A 20,887-nucleotide genomic window follows, 5' to 3' on the forward strand; every position below is an offset into this window, starting at 1 on the left:
ACCTTCGGCCCGGGACACGACTGCCCACCCTGCCTAGCGTCGGTCTGGTCGGGGTACCCGCCCCGTACCGCCCCAGCCCAGGAGCAGCCGTGCACACCTCGCCCACCCCGATCCGGTTCCTGCGGTGAGCCGGGCCCGGGTCGTCGCGACCGTGGTGGCTGCTGTCCTCGCTGGGCTCGCTGTCCTGGTCCTCGGGGGGGTGCGCACGTTGGCGCCGTCGGTGCTGCTGGGTGTCACTTTCGCTGTCGCGCACGAGATGCGGTTCGCTCGCACCACACCGTCGGCCCACACCGGCCCGGGCGCACTGCCCGAGTCACCACCGCCCCCGCCGCTGGCAGGGACGTCGCTGGTGCTGACGGGCGGTGTGGACGTGCTGTCGCTGGACCGGTGGAGCGAGCAGGAGCTGTGCCAAGCCTGGCAGCGCACCTACGTCCAGCTGCAGCGGCACACCGACGCGGCGTGGACCGAGCACCTGGCGCAGACCCGGTGCACCTACCTCGACGAGCTGCAGCGCCGCGACCCCAATGGGTTCGCCGCCTGGATCGCCAGCGGTGCCCGCGCGGCCAGCGACCCGATGCGCTACCTCACCACCAGCCCACCCCGCAGCCCATGAGCACCCGGTGGCGACCCTCAGCGGGGACCTCGTGGCCCGCGCGGGCCGCCGCCCGCACGTCCCACTCCTACCCGCACGCTGAACGGAGCTCATTCTCATGACCCACCTCCTGGTGCTCGTGATCCTCTGGGCGACCTACACGGTCGCGAGGCTGGTGCTGCGCGCTGAGGACAAACCCACTCCCACCCCCGCGCCCGCACCACGCAGGGGTGCAGAACGGGGTGAGGAACCCGCCGAGGCCGCCAGCCCGGGCGGGCTGGCGTGGACCGCGGTCGATGACCGCCAGCTGACCCGTCTCCTGAGGAGCTCCGCTGCGCGTTCGACCAGGACCGGGAAGCGCGCATGAGCACCCGGAGCGAGATGTTCACCGCCGCCCACGCGGAGCTGGAGTACTCGATGTCCCTCGGTGTCTTCGAGCGCTACGCCGCGGCGCAGCGCGCCGTCGACCACCTCGCCGATGAGGGCTTCCCGGTGCAGAACGTGGAGATCGTCGGTACCGAGCTCCGCTCCATCGAGCGGGTCACCGGGCGGCTGACCCGCGGCAAGATCGCCGCGGCCGGTGCCCTGTCCGGGCTCTGGATCGGACTGTTCGTGGGGATCGCGTTCAGCCTGTTCAGCACGCAGAACCAGCTCGGCTTCCTGCTCACCACTCCGCTGCTCGGGGCGGTGTTCGGGTTGGCCTGGAGCCAGCTCGGCTACAGCACGGCCACCCGGCACGGCACCCGCGACTTCTCCTCGGTCAACCAGGTCGTCGCCACCAAGTACGAGGTGCGCGTGGAGCACGCGCACGCGGCCCGCGCACGGGAGGTCCTGGCGGCGATGCCGCGGGAGCCGGCGACCTGACACCTCCCACCCCCATCGCCGGACCCCGCCCACGGCCGGGTCGGCCACCCGTCCGGCGCCCACCAACACCAGGAGACGATGTTCCATGACGAGCAACGACGACACTGCCACCCTGTACACCCTGGGTGACCGCGGCCAGAGTGTCGATGGACTGGTCAACGACGTCCGCGGCCGCAAGGTCACGGACGCCGACGGTGAGGGCATCGGCAGGGTCGCCGACCTCCTCGTCGACGACCAGGAGCGCAAGGTCCGGTTCCTGGTCGTCGAGCACGGCGGGTTCCTCGGCTTCGGGGAGACCACGACCCTGATCCCGGTCGACGTCGTCACCAGGATCACCGACACCGAGGTCACCATCGACCAGTCCCGTGACCGGGTCGCAGGGGCGCCGGGCTACGACCCGGACCTCGTCGACGACCGGCCACATCACTCCAGCGTCTACGGCTACTACGGCACCACCCCGTACTGGGGGGCGGGCTACGCCTACCCCGGCACCTGGATGTGACGCGGGGTGGGGCGCCTCGTGACGAAGTCTCTGGCCTGGGCACGACGACGGTGGTCAGGGCCCTCCCCGTCGTCGACTCCGCGGTCCGAGAGAGATGTTGGAAAAACGACCCGGCCGGTGGGACCGACCCACGAGTGCGGTGTGGACCTGGGGTGCGGCGACCGCGGCGGGTAGACCACCGGGCAGGTCGCTGAACAGTCGGGCCAGCTCGGCGGTGGTGCGGGCGGTGGCGGCCCGCCCGGAGCGTTCCTCCAGCTCGGTCAGGTCAAGGCGGCCCTCGCTGAAGTGCCGACCGAGCGCGCTCACCGCGCGGTCCCGGTCGGTGGTGCCGATCCGCATCCCGGCCGCGTCGTCCACGCCGTTCACGCTAGCGCGGCCTCCGTGTCCTGCTCAGGGTCCTTCGCCTCTACGTCCGGGACGTGGTGGTGAGACAGGACTTCGGCACTGTCGCGCGGACGCCCCTGTGGGTCGCCTCGCCCCGTTTGGTCTGCGAGCTACCAGCCGAGGGTGCGCAGGTGCTCGTCATCGATCCCGAAGTGGTGACCGATCTCGTGGATCACGGTGCGGCGCACCTGCTCCACGACCTCGTCCTCGGTGCGGCAGATCGCGCAGATCGCGTGCCGGAAGATCGTGATGCGGTCGGGCATCACCGCCGAGTACTGCGACGTGCGGGCGGTCAGCGGGACGCCTTGGTAGAGGCCCAGCAGCTCCAGTGCGGTTGAGTCCTGGTCGACGGTGACGGCGACGTTGGTCATGACGGCGCCGAGGTCGGCCGGGAGCCCGTCGAGGGCGTGGCTGACCATCTGCGCGAACGGCTCGGGGTGCACGAGGACCACAGGTCTAGCGCCTTTCGGTGTGTCCGGATTGCAGCTCGTCGGGTCGGGCGTGCCGATGACTCAGCACCGCCGCCGCCGGTACCACCTGGGTCAGGACGGGGTTCGAGCTGGATGCGGGCGTCACCCTCGGGGTGTGCTGGCCGACGACCTTGCGCAGCGTGGTCTGGGCGATCTGGTCGATGGCGGAGTGGACGTTCTCGGTGGCGACCACGGACTTCACGGCGTCGACGACGCGGAAGTAGGCGACGGCGGAGACGTCGACGCTGACGTTGTCCCGGGTGATGATCCCCTGGGACTGGATGGGCATGGTGACGATCCGCAGCGAGACCCGGTGCAGCACCGGACGATCCGCACGGCCAGCGCCAGCACGACGACGACGAGCGCGATGACGACGATGGTGGAGGCCGTGGTCATGGTCCGACCCTGCTCCCGGGGGGCCGGTGCCGGCAGAGGACAACGTCCCGGCGGTGGGCGTCACGTTGTCCTCCAGCTCGAGCAGCGTCAGTCCCGTCCCGGCGGGGCAGTGACGGCGCACGCATCCCCACACACCCGTCGGGGTAGATGTAGCCCGGCCCCAGTACGGCTTGGACCTGGGACGGGGTTCGCTGGGGGGTGCGGTGTGGTCGGATACCTCGTGAACAATCCCCTCGTGTCCGGTTCGTCCGCGCTGCTGGTGGCCCAGTCCGACCCCGGTGCGCCACGGGTGTTCGGGGTGACCCTCGTCGGGTTGAGCGAGACCACGGCGGTGAAGGTGGGCTTCACCGCCGTGCTGGTGGCGGTGGTGCTGGCGCTGCGGTGGATGGTGCTGCGGCTGTTGCGCCGCACCCTGGGTGGGGATGTGGGGGATCCGCGCCGGTTCTGGGGTCGCCAGCTCGTGCAGGTGGGGGTGGCGGTGGTTCTGGTGCTGGGGGTGTTCTCGATCTGGGTCACCGCCGGCACCAATGTCAGCACCGGTCTCGGTCTGGTCAGCGCGGGGTTGGCGTTCGCGCTGCAGCAGGTGATCACGTCGTTGGCGGCCTACTTCGTGATCCTGCGGGGCGACACGTTCGGGGTGGGTGACCGGATCACCCTGGGTGGGGTTCGGGGTGACGTGGTGCGGTTGGGGTTCCTGAAGACCACGATCATGGAGATGGGTCAGCCACCGGCGGTGGCCGGTGGGGACCCGTTGTCCTGGGTGCACTCCCGGCAGTACACCGGCCGCCTGGTGACGGTGACCAACGGGGTGATCTTCACCGAGCCGGTCTACAACTACAGCCGCGAGTTCCCCTACCTGTGGGACGAGATCGTGGTGCCGGTGGCCTACACCGACGACCGGGCCGCTGCGGAGGACGCCCTGCTCACCGCGGCCCGCACCCACGCCCTGGTCGAGGACGAGGTGGCCGCCCGGGCGTGGTCGGCGCTGCGCGCCCGGTACGCGGTCGCGCCGGCGTCGATGGAGCCCGCCGTGTACTGGCGGATCACCGACAACTGGCTGGAGCTCTCCGTCCGGTTCCTCGTTCCGGCCCGCGGTGTGCGCGAGGTGAAGGACGCGATGAGCCGGGACATCCTGGGTCGCCTCGACGCCGCCGGGGTCGGTATCGCCTCGGCCACCTACGACATCGTCGGCGTGCCACCGCTACGGGTCCAGCGGGCACCGCAGGCAGGCTGACTCCGCGGCGCTGCTGCTCCGCGGTCGCACCGGCCGCTGGGCTCAGCGCTGGTGGGGGCGTGAGCGAGCGAGCTCCTGCGCCAGCACGCGGTACACCTGCGCGTTCCAGGCGAGGGCGATGTGACCGCCCCGGACCTCGATCGTGCGTGCGCCGGGCAGGGAGCACGCGGTCGGCGCCACGATCCCGTCGTCGGGGGTGAGCACGCAGGTCAGGGGTACGGCCCGCGACTGCTGCGCCGCCACCCCCCGGGCGTAGGAGCAGTCGCAGGCGGATGTGAAGCAGCCACGCCGACGCGACTCCGGGTGCAGGCCGTACTCCAGCCGCCGGGCGCCGGTCACTGCGAGATTGGTGAGGACGGAGATGTCGTTGTTGTCGGCGAGTGGACTGCCGAGGGTGATCACCTGCGAGACCCGCTCGGGACGCAGCCCGGCGAGCGCGTTGCCCAGCAGCCCGCCGCGGCTGTGGCCCACGACGGCCACCGGCTGCCCGGTCCTCTCGTGAAGCCGGTCGAGCCGAGTGTGCAGGCCGTCAAGGATGCGGTCCGCACAACCCACGTTCCAGCGAATGCCCGAGAGCTCTGCTCGGTAGCCCCGCCGCCGGAGCCAGCGCGCCATCGTGCCCAGAGACGCGTCTCCGGCCATGAAGCCGGGGATCAGCAGCACCGGCCGGCCCTCGCCGTCCGCAACGCCCTCGCCTCGCCACACCGGGTCGGCGAGGAGCGCGGCGAACTCGATGGGCCAGCCGTACTCGCGCAGGGGATGGCCCCACCACCGACCAGCGGGTGAGGTCCCGGGTGCCGACCCAGCGTCTCGGGGTGTGGACCCGGGCCTGGCCACCTCCTGCGGTTCAGCGTCGTCGACGCCGACCGTGTTCATGATGGGGCACCGGTGGGCTTGGTGATCGCGCGCTTGAGGATCTTGCCGGTGGCGCCCTTGGGCAGGTCGTCGAGGACCCAGACCGCCCGCGGGTACTTGTACGGCGCAACCCGGGCCTTCACGTACTCCCGGAGCTCGTCAGCGCTGACCTCGGCTCCGGGGCGCAGCGAGACGGCCGCACCGACCTCCTCCCCATGAGTTGGGTGGGGGAGTCCGATGACCGCGGCCTCGCGCACGGCAGGGTGCTCGTAGAGCACCTCCTCGACCTCCCGCGGGTAGACGTTGAAGCCACCGCGGATGATCAGCTCCTTCTTGCGGTCGACGATGAAGTAGAAGCCGTCGTCGTCGACGGTGCCCAGGTCGCCGGTGGCGAACCAGCCCTCGGCGTTGATCGCCTCGGCGGTCGCCTCGGGGCGGTTCCAGTACCCCTTCATCACGTTGTGGCCGCGAATGCAGATCTCGCCGACCTCGCCGGGGGGCGAATCGGAGCCGTCGTCGTTGACGAGCTTGAACTCGACGCCGGGGATCGGGGTCCCGATCGAGCCGACCTTCGCCTGCTCGACGCGGTTGAAGCTGGCCACCGGCGAGGTCTCGGAGAGCCCGTAGCCCTCGATGATCTTCGCGCCGTAGGTGGCCTCGAACGCGCGCACCACCTCACCCGGCAGTGCCGCACCACCAGAGGAACACAGCCTGAGGCTGGCGGCCTTGTCGGGGTTGGCGCCCGGGAGGTTGGCCAGAGCCGTGTACATCGTCGGTACACCTTCGAGGATCGTCACCTGGTTGGCGGCGATGGAGTCCAGCACCACCTGGGCGTCGAAGCGCGGGATCAGAACTAGCAGTGCGCCGGCGGCCACGCTCGCGTTCAACCCGCAGGTGAGCCCGAAGACGTGGAACAGCGGCAGGCAGCCCATGATCACGTCCTGCTCACCGATGGTCATCAGGTCCTCGACACAGACGCGCAGGTTCCTGTCGAGACCGCCGTGGGTCAGCTCTGCGCCCTTGGGTGTCCCGGTCGTGCCGGAGGTGTAGAGGATGACCGCGGTCTCGTCGGGTTCACGCTCGAGGATGGGCGCCGGCTCCTGGCCGAGGAGCCCGGGCAGGACCGAGGCGTCGACGACCTCGACCCGGCAGCCCTCGCTCGCGTGGGCGGTGTCCTCCGCCGAGGCCGACTCGTGCGCCCAGAGCAGCACCATGCCGGAGTCAGCCGTGTAGTGGGTGATCTCCCGTCCCTTGAGCAGCGGGTTCATCGGCACCACGACGGCACCCAGGCGCAGGGCCCCGTAGAACAGCACCGGGAACTCGAGCAGGTTCGGCACCATCACACCGACCCGGTCGCCCGGCTGCACACCGAGGGCGGCCATCTTCCCGGCGGCACGGCCGGCCAGGTCGTCGAGCTCGCCGTACGTCAGGGTGGTCGCGCCAAGCCGTAGCGCTGGGCGGTCGGGGAACGTCGTGGCGCTCTGCGTCAGGTTCTCGGCGAGGTTGGTCATCGCGCTGCTCCGTCTGGTTGTTCGAGTATCGCGAGGGGGGACGGTCCGGTGATCACGTGGCGAGCACGCCGCCTTCGACCGGGAGAGTGATCCCGGTCACGTATCCGCCGGCGTCGCTGGCGAGGAAGAGCAGGGCGGCGCCGATCTCCGCGTGCCTGCCGAGGCGGCCCACCAACGTGCGCGGGATGACCACCTGCTCGACGTACTCGTCTCCGAACTGATCGGTCATCTCGGACTCGAAGTAGCCCGGCGCGAGCGCGTTGACCCGGATGCCCTTGCGCGGGCCCCACTGCTGGGCGAGGTCGCGGGTCAGCCCGATCAGGCCGGCCTTGCTGGAGGCGTAGGCCGCCTGGGGAAGGCCCATCGTGGTGAGGCCGAGGACGCTGCTGATGTTGACGATCGAGCTGCCTGGCTGCATCACCTTGCCGGCGGCCTGGGCCATCCAGTAGCAGGCGTTGAGGTTCAGCTCGATGACCGAGCGGAACTGCTCGGGGGTCTCCCGGGTCGCGGGTACGGCGGTCCCGACGCCCGCGTTGTTCACCAGCACGTCAACCCGTCCGAAGGCGGCCATCGCCGCGTCGATGAGCCCCTGGCAGTCCTCGGGGCTGGTCACGTCGGTGCGGACGGCGATGGCCCTGCCGCCGAGGGCTTCCACCTTGGTCACGGTGTCGGCGAGCTTGTCCTCGCGCCGCGCGCCCAGGGCGAGGTCGGCGCCGGCCTCGGCCAGCGCGAGTGCGAAGGTCACACCCAGACCGCTGGATGCGCCGGTGACCACCGCGACCTTGCCGTCGAGCCGGAAGCTGTCCAGAAAACTCATGTCAATCGTCTCCCATCATGTCTGCCATGCCGACTGCGCTCAGCGCGTCAAATGTCTGCTCAGAGAGGTACGCCAGCATGATCAGGTCCTGCAGCTGGCCGTTCAGGTCCCGGAAGTGGTCCCGCAGCAGGGCCTCACCGGTGAAGCCGAGGTCCAGGAACATCTCCGTGATCCGCTCCTGCGCCGCCGGCACCTCGACGACCACCTTCAGCAGGCCCGACCGCACGGCGTGGGCGACCGCGTGCTGTGCCAGCTTGCGTCCGATGCCGCGCCCCCGCGTCGCGGGGTCGACCACAAGACGGAGCTCGGCGACGTGGTTCGACCAGCTGGTCAGTCTCAGCAGGGCCGCAACACCGTTGACGGTGCCGTCGTCGTCGACGTCGACCCAGCGCTGACCTGGGGCGGCGGGCCAGGCCCCCAGGGCCGCAGGCGTGACGTCCTCCTTGATGAAGGTCAGGTCGCTCTCGGGCAGCCGCCCGAAGAAGGCTGTGAGCTGCTCGACGTGCCCGGGGGTGAAGTCCTGGATGCTCACGACCTGTCCTCGCTCTGCTTCTTGAGGAAATCGATGATGACGGGGAGCGTGTTGCGGGCTGCGCCGCGACCGACCATCAGGCCGACGTGGCCGGCGTCCAGCCGTAGCTCCTGCTTGTCCTCGGACCCGATCAGCCCGAGGAGGGGGGTGGCGGCGGCCGGCGGGATGATGTGGTCGCGCAGCCCGAGGACGTGCAGGAAGGGCACGGTGATGTCCGCGAGTCGTACATGGTCACCGCCGAGGAAGACTCGGTCGTTGATGAACGCGTTGTCGGTGACCAGTCGCTTGAACTGACGGGCGACTCCGCCGGGCAGCGGCACCTGGTCGCTGCCCCATCCGGCCATGGCCTGGTAGGCGGTGACGAACTCGTCGCTCCACAGCTTCTCGAGCAGGTTGACCCGGGAGGTCACCTCACCCACAGGAGCGAGCGCGCGAAATCCCTGGGCGATCACCCCGGCCGGGACCATGCCGTCGACGCCCAGCACGTCCTCGAGGTCGGTGCGAGCCAGGATGTCGGTCATCGGTCCGCACTGCTGCAGGTCCGCCGGCGTCGTCAGAACGGTGAGGCTACGCAGCGGCGAGTCGGGGTGGTGCGCGGCGTACAGCGCCGCGAGCACGCCACCGAAGCAGTAGCCGAGCAGGTTCACGCTGTCGCCGCCTGACAGCTCGCAGACCCGCTCGATGGCGGCAGGAATGTAGGAGTCGACGTAGTCCTCGAGCTGGTTGGCCGCGTCACGCTCGTCAGGGACGCCCCAGTCGAGCATGTACACGTCGAAACCGGCCCCCACCAGCTGTTCGATGACGCTGTTGCCGGGGCGCAGGTCGAGGATGTAGCTCTTGTTGAACAGGCTGTAGAGGATCAGCAGCGGGGGCTTCAGGGAGTCCTGCTCGCTGCGGTAGTGCCACAGCTCGGTGCGGCCGTGACTCCACACCACGTCCTTGGGGCTCAGCCCGACGTCGGTCCGCTGGATGCCGGTCGCCATCCGGATGCCGTTGCGTGCACGCAGCGCGTTGCGCTCGACCTCGCGGCGGACGCGGTCAATCGTGCTCAGGCCGGGAATCGACACCATGTCGCTTCGCCTCCTTCCGTGCTCGCTGGAGCTCGAGGGACAGCAGCCGCACCTCGCGGTCGAGGGAGCCGACCTGCTGCTTGAGGCGCTGCATGTCTGTGCCCGCGGGGAGGTTGACCGCGTGCCAGGCCCGTGCAGCGACCTTGTCCAGCTCGGTGCGGACAACCTTCTGCACACCGGTGAGCAGCGCAGCTGCTTGGGCGAACCCCTCGGAGTGGGTGAGCTCGTTGGCCAGCGGTGTGGCCAGCTTCTCGACCTTGTCGAAGAGGCCACGAGGTCCCGGAAGACCCATCACGCACTCCTGCGATGAAGGTGGGCCGGCCCACCGGCCAGTCCGGCGTGGTTCGGCTCGTGCCGAGCTCGAGGTCGGGCTCGAGGCTCTCCAGCAGCTTCCGCGCCGCGGACGGGCTCTGAGCGACCCGGAACGCGGCCAGCGGGTGGGCATGCGTCTGAGGCTGTTCGGCGAGCAGGGGGAAAAGCGGTGTCTGACCCAGGACGTGTCTCACTGCCGCCAACGGATCGCATCCGGAGGTTCCCCGCCTGCCGGTCGGCTGAGGTGTCGGGACGTGACAGAGGTCTCATGGGATGCGACACTAACCTCTCGCGTCATCGAGTTGCCGCCAATCCCGTACTCCGGTTCCTCGCATCATGGTGGACCCGGCCCTCTCCCGAGTCGCCGAGGAATTGATGGAGGGTTGCATGGCCCACCTGGGCAGCTCGGGGCCGCAGTCGTGCCGGTGAAGGTGCTGTGGAAGGAAGGCAGGACGATCCGCGACCTCGTGGAGCTCCCGAGAGGTCCGAACGGCATGATCGTCGAGCGGGCGACCACACCACCGAAGGCAACGTCATGACCGGCCGCGACAACATCGGGCGTTCACTGTTCACCGACTACCTCGGCTTGCAGGACGAGCTCACCGAGCAGGAGCTCGACTATCTCGAGCGGACCCGCCGCTTCGTCGACCACGAGGTGCTGCCGGTGATCGGCGACTACTGGCAGCGAGCCGAGTTCCCGTTCGAGCTCATCGCCAAGATGGCCGAGCTCGGTATCGTCGGTGACGGGATCGAAGGCTACGGCTGCCCCCAGATGAGTCCGACCGCGTCGGGGCTGATCAACATGGAGCTCAGCCGCGGCGACGGCAGCCTGGGCACCTTCTTGGGGGTGCAGTCCGGGCTTGCGATGCGGTCGATCGCACTGCTTGGTTCGCAGGAGCAGAAGCAGCGCTGGCTGCCCGGGATGGCCGCCCTCGAGGTGATCGGGGCCTTCGCCCTCACCGAACCCGAGCACGGCTCGGACTCGGTCGGCCTCGAGGCCTCGCTGCACCGCGACGGCGACGCCTACGTCCTCTCCGGCCGCAAGCGGTGGATCGGTAACGGATCGATCGCCGACGTCGTCGTCGTCTGGGCCAGGGACACCGAGGATGGTGCCGTCAAGGGCCTGCTGCTGGAGAAGGACACCCCGGGCTTCCAGGCCGAGGTCATGCTGGGCAAGGGCTCGGTCCGAGCTGTCTGGCAGGCCGATCTCACCTTCACCGACGTCCGTGTCCCGCTGGACAACAAGCTGCCTGGTGCCAACACGTTCAAGGATGCCAGCGTGGTCCTGGCCTCGACCCGGAACTCGGTGGCCTGGGCCGCGCTCGGGCACGCTGTCGCGGCGTACGAGGTGGCGTTGACCTACTCCAAGGAGCGGATCCAGTTCGGCAAGCCACTTGCGACCAAGCAGCTCGTGCAGGACAAGCTCGTCCGGATGCTGGCCGAGGTCACCACCATGCAGCTCTACTGTCTGCGGCTGGCCAAGCTGCTCGAGGCCGGCAAGCTGACCGACACGATCTCGGCTCTGGCGAAGATGAACAACACCCGCAAAGCCCGCGAGGTCATCGCGATGGCCAGGGATCTGCTCGGTGGCAACGGCATCCTGTTGGAGAACCACGTCATCCGGCACATGGCCGACATTGAAGCGATCTACACCTACGAGGGAACCGCCGACATCCAGACCCTCATCGTCGGTCGGGAAATCACCGGGATGAGCGCCTTCACCTGAGGTGACGGCAACATCCGCGAGCCGCCATCCACAAGGGAGTCCTGCCATGTCGAACCGCGAAGGCCGAACGGCGGCCGTGATCGGCGCCGGAACGATCGGGCTGTCCTGGGCCACCCTCTTCGCCGGTCACGGCCTTCGGGTGCGGGTCAACGACCCGAGAGCCGACCTCGAGGACACCGTGCAGGAAACCGTCCGGCAGTTCGCGGCTACCTTGCCCGGCGGACCCTACGACCCAGAGGTGCTGCTGGGACTGATCGAGGTGCAGCCCGACCTCGAGCAGGCTGTTCGTGGTGTCGACATCGTGCAGGAGAACGGCCCCGAGGACATCGGCGTCAAGCGCGAGCTGTTCGCCCGTATCGAGCGGGCCGCGCCACCCGGGGCGATGCTGCTGTCGTCGACCTCGGGACTGATGCCCACCGACATGAGCGCCGACATGACCGACCCCGGCCGGCTTCTGGTCGGACACCCGTTCAACCCGCCGCACGTCATCCCGCTGGTCGAGATCGTGCCGGGACAGCACAGCTCGACCGCGGCGGTCGATGCAGCGGTCGCCTTCTACACCGAGCTCGGCAAGCAGCCGGTCGTGCTGCACAAGGAGATCGGCGGCTTCGTGGCCAACCGGCTGCAGTCGGCGCTGTTCCGCGAGAGCGTCAGCCTGGTCCTCAAGGGGGTCGTCACCGCCGAGGAGCTGGACCTCGTGGTCACCTCGTCGGTCGGCCCACGGTGGGCGACGGCCGGGCCGTTCGAGAGCTACCACCTGGGGGGCGGTCCCGGTGGGCTGCGGCACCTGCTGGAGCACCTCGGCCCTGGAATGGCCCGCCGGTGGAAGGACCTCGGCGAGCCCGAGCTCACCGCCGAGACCATCGACCTGCTCAGCACCGCTACCGAGGCACGCTTTCGTGACCAGAGCTACGAACAACGGATGGCGGTGCGTGACCGCAAGCAGCTGGCCGTGCTGGCCGCCAGGGACGGCACCGAACCCGTCGCCGAAACGACCCCAGCGCGCCCCGTGTCAGCCGGCATCCCGCAGCTGCTCGGCGACTTCTACGGTTACGAGCAGCTCTTGCCGGCCGCCGACCAGGAGGTGCTCCTGCGGGTCCGCGAGTTCGTCCAGCGCGAGATCGCCCCGATCGCCAACGACTCGTGGTCCCGATCAGAGTTCCCGCACCACCTGGTTCCGAAGATCGCCGAGCTGGGGATCGTCGGTATCGGCTACCCCCGGCCGGACCGCCCCACCGCCAGCCGGTTGCTGACGTCGTTCATCAGCCTGGAGTTCTCCCGGGTCGACACCTCGATGGCGACCTTCTTCGGCGTCCACAACGGCTTGGCGATGGGCAGCATCGTCTTCTGCGGATCGCCGGAGCAGCAGGAGCGCTGGCTGCCGAAGATGTCCACGCTGGAGACGATCGGTGCTTTCGCCTTGACCGAACCCAACGGTGGTTCGGATGTTGCCGGCGGGCTGGAGACGACCGCTCGTCGCGACGGCGACACCTGGGTGCTCAACGGCGCCAAGCGTTGGATCGGCAACGGGACCTTCGCCGATGTGGTCGTCGTCTGGGCCCGCGACACCGCCGACGACCAGGTGAAGGGCTTCGTCGTCGAGCAGGGGACACCCGGATTCACCGCGACCAAGATGGAGGGCAAGCTCGCTCTGCGTACCGTCCAGAACGCCGACATCACCCTGACCGACTGCCGCATCCCCGAGGCCAATCGCCTGCAGGGAGCCAACTCCTTCCGCGACACCGGCAAGGTCCTGCGGCACACTCGCGGCGGGGTGGCCTGGAACTCCGTCGGCTGCATGATGGGGGCCTACGAGGCGGCCGTCGACTACGCCAAGACCCGCGAGCAGTTCGGCCGCCCGATCGGCAAGTTCCAGCTGATCCAGGACCACCTGGCCAAGATGCTCGGCAACATCACCGCCTCCCTCGCCATGGGGGTGCGGGTGGCACAGCTCCAGGATGCGGACCTGTGCACCGACGAGCAGGCTGCCCTGGCCAAGTTGTTCGTCACGACCCGGATGCGGGAGACCGTGGCCAGCGGTCGGGAGATCTTCGGCGGCAACGGAGTCCTGCTCGAGTACAACGTCGCGCGCTTCTTCAACGACGCCGAGGCGCTCTACTCCTACGAGGGCACCCGGGAGATCAACACGCTGCTGGTCGGTCGCGCCATCACGGGCTTGGGCGCGTTCGTCTAACGTCCTGCGTCTCCGCTCGACGACGGACTGATCACGCCTTCTGCTTCCAGGGAGGCAATCTCGGCCTGGCTGAGCCCGGCTTCGGTCAGGACCTCGACGTTGTGCTGCCCGAGCTCGGGGCCGACGCCGCGCGGACCGATGTCGGCACCCCTGATCCGGATCGGCATGGCCACCGTGCGGAACCGCCCCATCGTCGGGTGCTCGATCTCAGGAAACATCCCTACGGCCTCGGCGTGCGGGTCGGCCGCCACCTCGGCGACGGTCGCGGCGGGGCCCCAGACGAAACCTGCCTCGTCGAACAACGACCCCCAGTCGGCGAGGGTCCTGGTCGCGAACAGCGCATCCATCAGGTCGGTGATCTCCGACATGTGCTCGACGCGGGCGGCGACCGTCTCGAACCGAGGGTCGGCCGCCCACTCGGGTCGACCCACCACCTCGCTGAACCGCGGCCACCAGCGCGCCTCCGGCATGAACAGCAGCACCCACCGCTCGTCGGAGGTCAGGAAGCTCTCCTGCAGTGCGTGCAAGCGCTCGCGGCGCCCCGTCGTACGCGGGTTCTCCGCGTCGATGAGGGTCGCCGACAGGTCCGTGGCCATCGTCCAGGCAGCGGTGGCGTACAGGTTGACGTCGATCACCTGACCCTCGCCGGTGCGGTCGACCATCCGGAGCGCGGTGAGGACCGCGGCGAGCAGGGCCAGCGCCGCACTGTGGTCGCCCTGGGCGGGCCGGGCCCGCGGGGCCTGCGTGCCCGGCGGGGTGATCGAGTGGGTGATCCCACCGCGTCCGAAGAATGCCGTGATGTCATAGCCAGGTCGGGCGGTGTCGGGGCCGTCGAGTCCGTAACCGGTCAGGGTGGCGTGCACCAGCCGAGGGTTTCGGGCGTGCAGCGTCTCGGCGTCGAGACCGAACTTCTGCTGCCGCGTGGGCAGCAGGTTGTTGACGAAGACATCAGCGCCGGCTGCCAGTGTCTGGACCAGCGCGCTGCCCTCCGGGCGGTCCAGCGCGACGGCGACTCCCCGCTTTCCGCGGTTGTCCAGATGGAAGCTGGCGTCGATGGCCGGCACACCCTCGGGCATCGTGGGCTGCCGGGTGATGCCGCGCAGGGCATCTCCCCGCAGCGGCTCGACCTTCACCACGTCGGCGCCGAGGTCGGCCAGCATTGCGGCTGCCCCCGGGGCAGCCATCCAGTTGGCGACCTCGACGACGCGGATCCCGGAAAGCGGTGCGACCACGACGATCTCCTTCGAACTAACGGCCGGTCCACCGTGGTGGCCGCTTCTCGGCGAAGGCGCGTGGGCCCTCCTTGGCATCCTCAGTCTGCTTGATCCGCGCGGACGTCGCTTCGCTGCGCGACCAGCCCTCGTCCTCGTCGATCTCGAGCGCGGCCCGGGCGATCGCCAGGCTCTCCCGGACGGCCAGCGGTGCGTTCGCGCAGATCCGCTCACCGAGCGCGCGAGCGGTCGGCACGACCTCGTCGGTGTCCACCACGTGGTTGACCAGACCCAGCCGGTGCGCCTCCTCGGCCCCGAACCGGTCCCCCGTCATGATCAGCTCCCGGGCCCGCGCCGCACCGATGGCGCGGGGCAGCCGGAACACTCCGCCGCCGACGGCGACGATGCCCCGGGTCACCTCGGGGAGTCCGAAGGCGGCATCCCGGGCCGCCACCACCAGATCGCAGGCGAGCACCAGCTCGGTCCCACCCGCGAGGGCGAAACCGTTGACCGCCGCGATGACCGGTTTGCTGCGCGGGTAGCGCACGAACCCCGCGAAACCCCCTTTGGCCGAGGAAAGCTCAGGACCCCGACCGGCGGCGATGACCTTGAGGTCGGCCCCTGCTGAAAAGACCGAGCCGGCGCCGGTCAGGATCGCCAGCCACACGTCCGGGTCAGCCTCGAACCGCTCCATCACCGCATTCATGGCAAGGGTGAGCTCAGGGTTGATGGCGTTGCGTTGCTCCGGTCGGTTGAGCGTGATCGTCGCGATCCGGCCATCGACCTCGTAGCGAACCTCGTCAGTCATCTGCGCTCCGTCTCAGCGAGGTAGTCGTGCACCATCTCAGGGCGTCCCAGGGTGAGGTCGGTGAGGATGTGGGTGGCCGACAGCACCTCGAGCACCGGGAGGTCGGCCAACGGCGCCAGCGCGTGCTCGAACAGCTGGAGCCGGGCCGGGCCGCTCCAGGCGCCCTTGATCGTGATGTCGGTGATCTGAGAGCGGACCAGCTCCAGGATTCGCGGCCGGCGGTCGTAGCCGGGCAGGATCTTCAGCCCGTACGTGGGCTGCCCGATCTCCTCGCGGGCGGCAGCCTCCTCCACCTGGCCGTGCTTGTACCCCATCGTCGCCGTAGCCACCCGCAGCGAGCCGTAGTCGAGAGTGCCGACCAACGTGTCGGTGTCGACGTAGAGCGCAGGCGCCCCCATCTTCTTCGGGAACGCGCTGATCTCCCGTCCACTTGCGATCGAGCTGAGGCTGTCGACATACATCGCGTGCAGGTAGTCGGCGGGCTCCCCGTCGTACTCGACCCGCAACACCTGGCCGGATTCACAGAACGCACCGAGACCGGTCACGTCGGGCATCTTCATGACCTCGAAGCGGACCAACGGCTCGGCGACGGTCAGCGGCTCGGGCACCAGCTTCCGCATCGCCTCCGGGTCGGTGCGATAGGTGATGTTGAGGTACTCCCGGTCGGTGAACCGATAGGGGCCGCCCGGCGGATAGGCAGGCGCTCCGAGGGGCGTCGTCAGCTGGCGCCGGACGTCTTCGATCCGCATGTCGTCTCCCTGGCTAGAGCGTCGCCGAAGACTAGCGGTACAAGGGGTGCAGCGGTGTGGGACACCGGAACGACGCAAGGCCGTCCACGCGACCCTCCACCGGCCTCGGAACCAGGTACGCCGGTGTCACTCGTGCCGGTACTCGTGCCCGATCGGGTCACGAGGGCAGAAGTTCTGGACCACATCCGTTCAGCCGACCGCCGCCAGGAGCGGGACGTGCTTCACGGGCCGGCGGAGCCCGAGGGCCAGGGCGACGCCCGCCGCCGCCAGCGCCGCCAGCGCCCCGCCCTGGAACACCGTGTGCACCTGGACGAGCGCAGTGTCGAGCAGGGCACTGGCGTCTCCCTGGTCGGGCAGCGCAGCCACCGCCCGGTAGTAGCGGTGCAGCCCGACCGTGGTGAGCAGCGCGAGGCCCACCACCATCCCCACGGTGCGCGCGACCACGACCAGCGCACCCGCCACCCCGTGCGCCTCCGCGGGCGCGACCTCCAGGGCGGCAGCGTTCACCGGGGCGAGGGCGAGCCCCAGCCCCAGCCCCACGGCCGCTAGCACCACGGTGGCCGACACCGTCGACGCCAGGTCGGCCGCACCCCAGCCGGACATGACGAACAGCCCCACCGCGGCGAGCAGCAGTCCCGATCCCGCGACCACCCCACCGCCGAGCCGTCTCAGCGCCCACCCGCCCAGCACCGCCCCCACCGGGACCGCCACCAGGAAGCGCACCAGCACGAGCGCGGCCGTGGTCTGCGAGCTGGTCAGCGTCAGCCGGGCCAGGAGCGGGACGTCCACCACCACCGCGACCAGCGCGGCCCCCACGAGCAGGCTCACCACCACCGCGACCGCGCCGCGCCCGCGCAGCACCCCCCGCGCCACGAGCGGTGCCGCCGCCATGCGCTGCCGCAGCACCAGCGCCACCCCGGCGACCCCGCCCAGCGGCAGCAGGTACACCCCGAGGGGACCGACCACGGCCTGGGCCGGGTCCGCGGAGGAGAAGGTCAGCACGAGCGAACCGAGCGTGACGGCCAGCAGCGCGGCGCCGGGCAGGTCGGTCCGCAGCAGCACCGGCAGCCAGCGTCGGGCGGTGCCTGCGGCGAGCAGCAGCAGCCCCACACCGGTGGCGAGGCCGATGGGGGTGAGCACCCGGGAGGTCCCGCTGAACGGCACGAACGGGACGCCGAGTGTGACGTCGGTGGCGAGCACCTCGGGGGCGGCCAGGGTGAGCACCCCCAGCGCTGCGACCACGACTCCCAGCACCGGGACCCCGAGACGGAGCAGCGGCGGACCGGCCGCCCGCTCCGGGCGCGCGAGCACCCGCACCACGAGGAACAGGACGGCACCCGCGGCGGCGTTGAACCAGAAGATCGCCCGCCAGCCCGCGACCGCGAGGATCACCGCCCCCAGCACCGGACCGAGCACCGCTCCCAGCTCCTGCACCGCACCGACCACGCCGAGCGGGGTACCCCGTCGGTCCGCGGGCCACAGGGCCGCCACCAGGGCGAGCGTCGCCGGGACCAGCCCGCCGCCGCCGACGCCCTGCACGAATCGACCCACGACAAGGACGTCCAGCTCCACGGCCAGCGCCGTCACCACTGAGCCCACGACGAAGATCGCCAGGCAGCCGAGCAGGACGCGGGCGCTGTCGAGCACGTCGACGATCCGCCCGGCCAGCGGGAGCGCCGCGAGGTAGCCGAGCAGGAACCCCGAGATGATCGGGGTGCCGCGCTGCAGGGCCTCGATGCCCAGCCCGACGCCGGCCATCATGTCGGTGAGCGCGAGGACGACGACGTAGGTGTCGGCCGCGGCGAGCAGGACGGCGATCGAGCCCGCCGCGAGCAGCGCCCTAGGGCTTGCTGATCTCAACCGCTGCGCCGTACTGGTCGAGCACCAGGTCGTAGGTCGAGGTCGACCCCGGGTAGAACGGCCCCGTCAGCTCCACCGTCCGCAGCTGCGACCCGTCGGGGACCACCCCGAAGGTGACGGTGAAGGTGCCGGTGCGGTCACCGACCACGAACAGGTCCGCGACGGCCGTGCCCGGGAGCGAGCCGGAGTAGGTGCTGAGTACCTCGCTGCCCTTGCGGGTGGAGCTGCCCGCCACCGGGTCCTTGGTCGCTGTCAGCAGCGATGTGAGACCGGTGCCCTGCGCGAAGAGGCGGGCGGGGTCGGGCGCCCCGAACGTCGCGGGGTCAACCACCGAGGGCGTTGAGGCGAAGGGCAGCGTCGCGTAGACCTTGCCGTCGACGGCCACCACCTTCGACGACGCCGTGGTTCCGGCGAGCACCAGCTGCAGCGTGCCCTGGAAGGCGGGGGCGTGCGTGCCCACGCCGTCGGCGCTGACCACGCCGGACACGGTGGAGGGCAGGTTCTTGCTGGTGAGCACGAGGTGCACCGACGACGCCGCGTCCACCGTGCCGGCAACGGTGGCCAGCTCCTGCGCGGGGCCCACCCCCGGGGCAGGGGACGACGTGGAGCCGGAGCAACCGGCCAGCGCGGCGCAGGCCAGGACCAGCCCCGCCCCCACCGACGCGACGGAGGTCCACCGGGCAGCCATGTCCTCAGCCTAGGGGTCGAGGCCGGGGCCTTGCGCCGATATTGCCGGGCTGTCTCGGCAACGGTGTTTCCGGCGGTTTCGATGAAAACGTTCCGGCTTGCGGCCAGCGGTCAGCGGTCGGCGGGGGTGTGTCCGGTGTTTCCCACATGGTGAGGGTGCATGTTCATGCAGCTGTGGGATGAGGTCGTGCTCCACCGGTCGAGCTGCACGGCGTGTGGTGAACCACGAGTTGCGGCGCGGGCGAGCGGCTGTTCGCACCAGGCAGTATTTCGTGGCATGAGGTATTGCCACGGAAGTAGCGCAGGGGGATGCTCCTGGGTGTGACGCGGCCGTACACGATGCGAGCCCGGGCAACCGCGGTTGCGGAGACCCGGGACCGGATCGTGGCCGCGGCGCTCGCGCTCGCGGAGGCGACCCGGTCGGCAGACCTCACGTTGGATGCCGTGGCCGCCCGGGCGGAGGTGGGAGTGCGGACAGTGCTGCGGCACTTCGGGAGCCGTGACGGCCTGCTGGAGGCGGTGTTCGCGGCTGGTCGCGTCGAGGTGGAAGAGGAACGGCTCGCCCCCGAGGGGGATGTCGACACAGCCTTGACGGCGCTGGTGGCGCACTACGAGCGCCGGGGTGACCTCGTCATGCACCTGCTCGCCCAGGAGGGCACCGAGCCCCCCATCGACGGGTTGCTCTCGGGTGGACGCGAGCTGCACCGGCGGTGGGTGAGGGGGGTCTTCAACCCGTGGCTGGTGGGCCCTGGTGCGGAAGGCGTGGTGGACCTGCTGGTCGTGGTGACCGACGTCTACGCCTGGAAGCTGCTCCGCCGCGACCGCGCGCTGTCCGCGGCCGACACCACAAACCGGCTGCGTCGTCTCGTCGACGCAGTCCTAGCCCACGAGGGAGAGCGCGACCACCATGTCTGACACCCGCACAGCGCGCGTGCTCGTCGCCACCGCGGACCTGGGGGGCAATGCCCCCCCGGCCTTGGGCATCGCTGCCCGCCTCGCCGCGGACGGGGCTGACGTGCACGTCATCGGCCACGACCGGCAGCGGTCGGCGGTTGCCGCATTGGGACTGGGATTCACCGCCTACACCCACCCCCGTGGGTACGACGCGCGGAAGCCCCGGTCAACGCCGTCGACCATTCGGGGTCTCGCCGGGCTGTCGTGCGACAGCGGCGTCGGGGTGGACCTGCTCGAGACCGCGGCGACCCGGCGCAGCGAGGTGCTCCTGGTCGACTGCATGCTGCTGGCAGCCCTGCGAGCCGGTGCTCGGTCGGGCCTCCCCACCGTTGCGCTCGTCCACACCTTTCCCGAATTCTTCACCGGGCCGTGGGCGCACGGTCCGATCGGCGCCCTGGCCACGCTGCGGGGGCTGCGGCCGGCGACGGTGTGGGCGGAACTGGCCGGCGCGGTGACGGTGTGTCTGCCCGAGCTGGTGGGGGCGAGCACGGCCTTGGGTGGCCCGGTGGTGGGCCCCGTGTGGCAGGGCACGCCGAGGCGCGCGACACCGTCCCCGGTCCGACCGGTGGTGTTGATCAGCCTGAGCACCGTGTGGTGGTCGGGCCAGGACGCCGTCGCGCAGCGGGTGCTCGACGCGGTCGGCGGCCTGGACGTCGACGCCATCTTCACCACCGGGCCGGCACTGGATCCTGCGGCGTTGACCGCTCCTGCCAACGTGGAGGTGCACCGCTGGGCCGACCACGCCGATCTGCTGCCCGGGGTCAACGCGGTCATCGGTCATGGTGGGCACGCCACCACGATGCTGGCGCTGGCGCACGACCTGCCACTGCTGATGCTGCCGATGCACCCCCTGGTCGACCAGCCGACCGTGGCCCGAGTCGTCGCCGAGCACGGCGCCGGCCTGAGGCTGCGCCGGAGCGCCCCCGTCGAGACGATCCGGAGCGCCCTCGACCGCCTCGTCACCGACCCCAGCTACCGCATCGCCGCCGGCGATCTCGGGGCCCGGATCCGTGGTCACGACGGGGCCGCCGCTGCCAGCCACTACCTACGCGGTCTCGGCCACAACCAGGACGCGGTCCCGAACACCACGTAGTTGGTGCAGAGCAGGTGTCTCGGCGTGAGCGCACGCCGAGCGCGTGCTGCCAGCAGCCCGTTGTGA

21 protein-coding genes and 1 pseudogene are annotated in these 20,887 nt (G+C 70.3%); 8 read left to right on the forward strand and 14 right to left on the reverse strand.

Annotated elements, in window-relative coordinates; translation table 11 throughout:
* The first annotated feature begins 124 nt into the window (after positions 1-124).
* From RHODO2019_RS06185 to RHODO2019_RS06195, 3 genes are all read left to right on the forward strand, one after another.
* Positions 125-613, forward strand: a complete 489-nt coding sequence (locus RHODO2019_RS06185) for a hypothetical protein (RefSeq protein WP_265384122.1) — start codon at positions 125-127, stop codon at positions 611-613.
* Between the two features lie 342 nt (positions 614-955).
* Positions 956-1,456, forward strand: a complete 501-nt coding sequence (locus tag RHODO2019_RS06190) for a YflT domain-containing protein (RefSeq protein WP_265384123.1) — start codon at positions 956-958, stop codon at positions 1,454-1,456.
* 85 nt (positions 1,457-1,541) lie between these two features.
* Positions 1,542-1,958, forward strand: a complete 417-nt coding sequence (locus RHODO2019_RS06195) for a PRC-barrel domain-containing protein (RefSeq protein WP_265384124.1) — start codon at positions 1,542-1,544, stop codon at positions 1,956-1,958.
* A 54-nt stretch (positions 1,959-2,012) separates the two neighbouring features.
* Here RHODO2019_RS06195 and RHODO2019_RS06200 read toward each other — a convergent pair whose 3' ends face one another.
* From RHODO2019_RS06200 to RHODO2019_RS06210, 3 genes and pseudogenes are all read right to left on the reverse strand, one after another.
* A complete protein-coding gene (locus RHODO2019_RS06200) occupies positions 2,013-2,315 on the reverse strand; it encodes a DUF1707 SHOCT-like domain-containing protein (protein ID WP_265384125.1) in 303 nt (100 codons plus the stop codon).
* 137 nt (positions 2,316-2,452) lie between these two features.
* Entirely contained in the window at positions 2,453-2,761 is a 309-nt protein-coding gene (locus RHODO2019_RS06205; RefSeq protein WP_265384647.1) for a metallopeptidase family protein, read from the reverse strand.
* Between the two features lie 163 nt (positions 2,762-2,924).
* Positions 2,925-3,131, reverse strand: a pseudogene (locus RHODO2019_RS06210) (SPFH domain-containing protein); the annotation flags it as partial.
* A 312-nt stretch (positions 3,132-3,443) separates the two neighbouring features.
* Between RHODO2019_RS06210 and RHODO2019_RS06215 the strand changes: the two are divergent.
* Positions 3,444-4,442: a mechanosensitive ion channel family protein gene (locus RHODO2019_RS06215; protein ID WP_265384126.1), complete on the forward strand. Its 999-nt coding sequence runs from the start codon at positions 3,444-3,446 to the stop codon at positions 4,440-4,442.
* 42 nt (positions 4,443-4,484) lie between these two features.
* On the opposite strand, the gene RHODO2019_RS06220 is transcribed toward RHODO2019_RS06215, so the two are convergent.
* From RHODO2019_RS06220 to RHODO2019_RS06245, 6 genes are read right to left on the reverse strand one after another with little or no spacing between them, the layout of a single operon-like run.
* Entirely contained in the window at positions 4,485-5,318 is an 834-nt protein-coding gene (locus RHODO2019_RS06220; protein WP_265384127.1) for an esterase/lipase family protein, read from the reverse strand.
* The gene (locus tag RHODO2019_RS06225; RefSeq protein WP_265384128.1) at positions 5,315-6,808 is read right to left on the reverse strand and encodes a long-chain-fatty-acid--CoA ligase; all 1,494 of its coding nucleotides are present in this window, start codon (positions 6,806-6,808) and stop codon (positions 5,315-5,317) included. The genes RHODO2019_RS06220 and RHODO2019_RS06225 overlap by 4 nt, the downstream gene beginning before the upstream one ends.
* 52 nt (positions 6,809-6,860) lie before the next feature.
* The gene (locus tag RHODO2019_RS06230; RefSeq protein ID WP_265384129.1) at positions 6,861-7,625 is read right to left on the reverse strand and encodes an SDR family NAD(P)-dependent oxidoreductase; all 765 of its coding nucleotides are present in this window, start codon (positions 7,623-7,625) and stop codon (positions 6,861-6,863) included.
* Between the two features lies 1 nt (position 7,626).
* A complete protein-coding gene (locus RHODO2019_RS06235; RefSeq protein ID WP_265384130.1) occupies positions 7,627-8,157 on the reverse strand; it encodes a GNAT family N-acetyltransferase in 531 nt (176 codons plus the stop codon).
* The gene (locus tag RHODO2019_RS06240; RefSeq protein WP_265384131.1) at positions 8,154-9,227 is read right to left on the reverse strand and encodes an alpha/beta fold hydrolase; all 1,074 of its coding nucleotides are present in this window, start codon (positions 9,225-9,227) and stop codon (positions 8,154-8,156) included. The genes RHODO2019_RS06235 and RHODO2019_RS06240 overlap by 4 nt, the downstream gene beginning before the upstream one ends.
* Positions 9,196-9,519, reverse strand: coding sequence for a hypothetical protein (locus tag RHODO2019_RS06245; RefSeq protein ID WP_265384132.1), 324 nt, complete (start codon positions 9,517-9,519; stop codon positions 9,196-9,198). The genes RHODO2019_RS06240 and RHODO2019_RS06245 overlap by 32 nt, the downstream gene beginning before the upstream one ends.
* Positions 9,520-10,074: 555 nt before the next feature.
* Between RHODO2019_RS06245 and RHODO2019_RS06250 the strand changes: the two genes are divergently transcribed.
* Positions 10,075-11,265 carry an acyl-CoA dehydrogenase family protein gene (locus RHODO2019_RS06250; protein ID WP_265384133.1) on the forward strand — a complete coding sequence of 397 codons (1,191 nt, stop codon included), beginning with the start codon at positions 10,075-10,077 and terminating at the stop codon, positions 11,263-11,265.
* A 46-nt stretch (positions 11,266-11,311) separates the two neighbouring features.
* Complete coding sequence (locus RHODO2019_RS06255; RefSeq protein WP_265384134.1) at positions 11,312-13,459, forward strand: 3-hydroxyacyl-CoA dehydrogenase NAD-binding domain-containing protein; 2,148 nt, start codon at positions 11,312-11,314, stop codon at positions 13,457-13,459.
* Here the strand turns inward: RHODO2019_RS06255 and RHODO2019_RS06260 are convergent.
* From RHODO2019_RS06260 to RHODO2019_RS06280, 5 genes are all read right to left on the reverse strand, one after another.
* Positions 13,456-14,769, reverse strand: coding sequence for a CaiB/BaiF CoA transferase family protein (locus tag RHODO2019_RS06260; protein WP_265384135.1), 1,314 nt, complete (start codon positions 14,767-14,769; stop codon positions 13,456-13,458). The genes RHODO2019_RS06255 and RHODO2019_RS06260 overlap by 4 nt on opposite strands.
* A complete protein-coding gene (locus RHODO2019_RS06265; protein ID WP_265384136.1) occupies positions 14,708-15,478 on the reverse strand; it encodes a crotonase/enoyl-CoA hydratase family protein in 771 nt (256 codons plus the stop codon). The genes RHODO2019_RS06260 and RHODO2019_RS06265 overlap by 62 nt, the downstream gene beginning before the upstream one ends.
* Positions 15,475-16,227, reverse strand: a complete 753-nt coding sequence (locus tag RHODO2019_RS06270; RefSeq protein WP_265384137.1) for an acetoacetate decarboxylase — start codon at positions 16,225-16,227, stop codon at positions 15,475-15,477. Before RHODO2019_RS06270 ends, RHODO2019_RS06265 begins: the two co-directional genes overlap by 4 nt.
* 189 nt (positions 16,228-16,416) lie before the next feature.
* A complete protein-coding gene (locus RHODO2019_RS06275; RefSeq protein WP_265384138.1) occupies positions 16,417-18,087 on the reverse strand; it encodes an MFS transporter in 1,671 nt (556 codons plus the stop codon).
* The gene (locus tag RHODO2019_RS06280; protein WP_265384139.1) at positions 18,068-18,775 is read right to left on the reverse strand and encodes an LppX_LprAFG lipoprotein; all 708 of its coding nucleotides are present in this window, start codon (positions 18,773-18,775) and stop codon (positions 18,068-18,070) included. The genes RHODO2019_RS06275 and RHODO2019_RS06280 overlap by 20 nt, the downstream gene beginning before the upstream one ends.
* Positions 18,776-19,158: 383 nt before the next feature.
* Between RHODO2019_RS06280 and RHODO2019_RS06285 the strand changes: the two genes are divergently transcribed.
* Together RHODO2019_RS06285 and RHODO2019_RS06290 are read left to right on the forward strand one after the other, a co-directional pair.
* Positions 19,159-19,689: a TetR/AcrR family transcriptional regulator gene (locus RHODO2019_RS06285; RefSeq protein WP_265384140.1), complete on the forward strand. Its 531-nt coding sequence runs from the start codon at positions 19,159-19,161 to the stop codon at positions 19,687-19,689.
* Positions 19,682-20,821 (forward strand): glycosyltransferase, encoded by a 1,140-nt coding sequence (locus RHODO2019_RS06290; protein WP_265384141.1) that lies wholly within the window; start codon positions 19,682-19,684, stop codon positions 20,819-20,821. The genes RHODO2019_RS06285 and RHODO2019_RS06290 overlap by 8 nt, the downstream gene beginning before the upstream one ends.
* Positions 20,822-20,887 lie beyond the last annotated feature (66 nt).

The sequence above is a fragment of the Rhodococcus antarcticus genome, assembly GCF_026153295.1.
Classification (GTDB): domain Bacteria; phylum Actinomycetota; class Actinomycetes; order Mycobacteriales; family Mycobacteriaceae; genus Rhodococcus_D; species Rhodococcus_D antarcticus.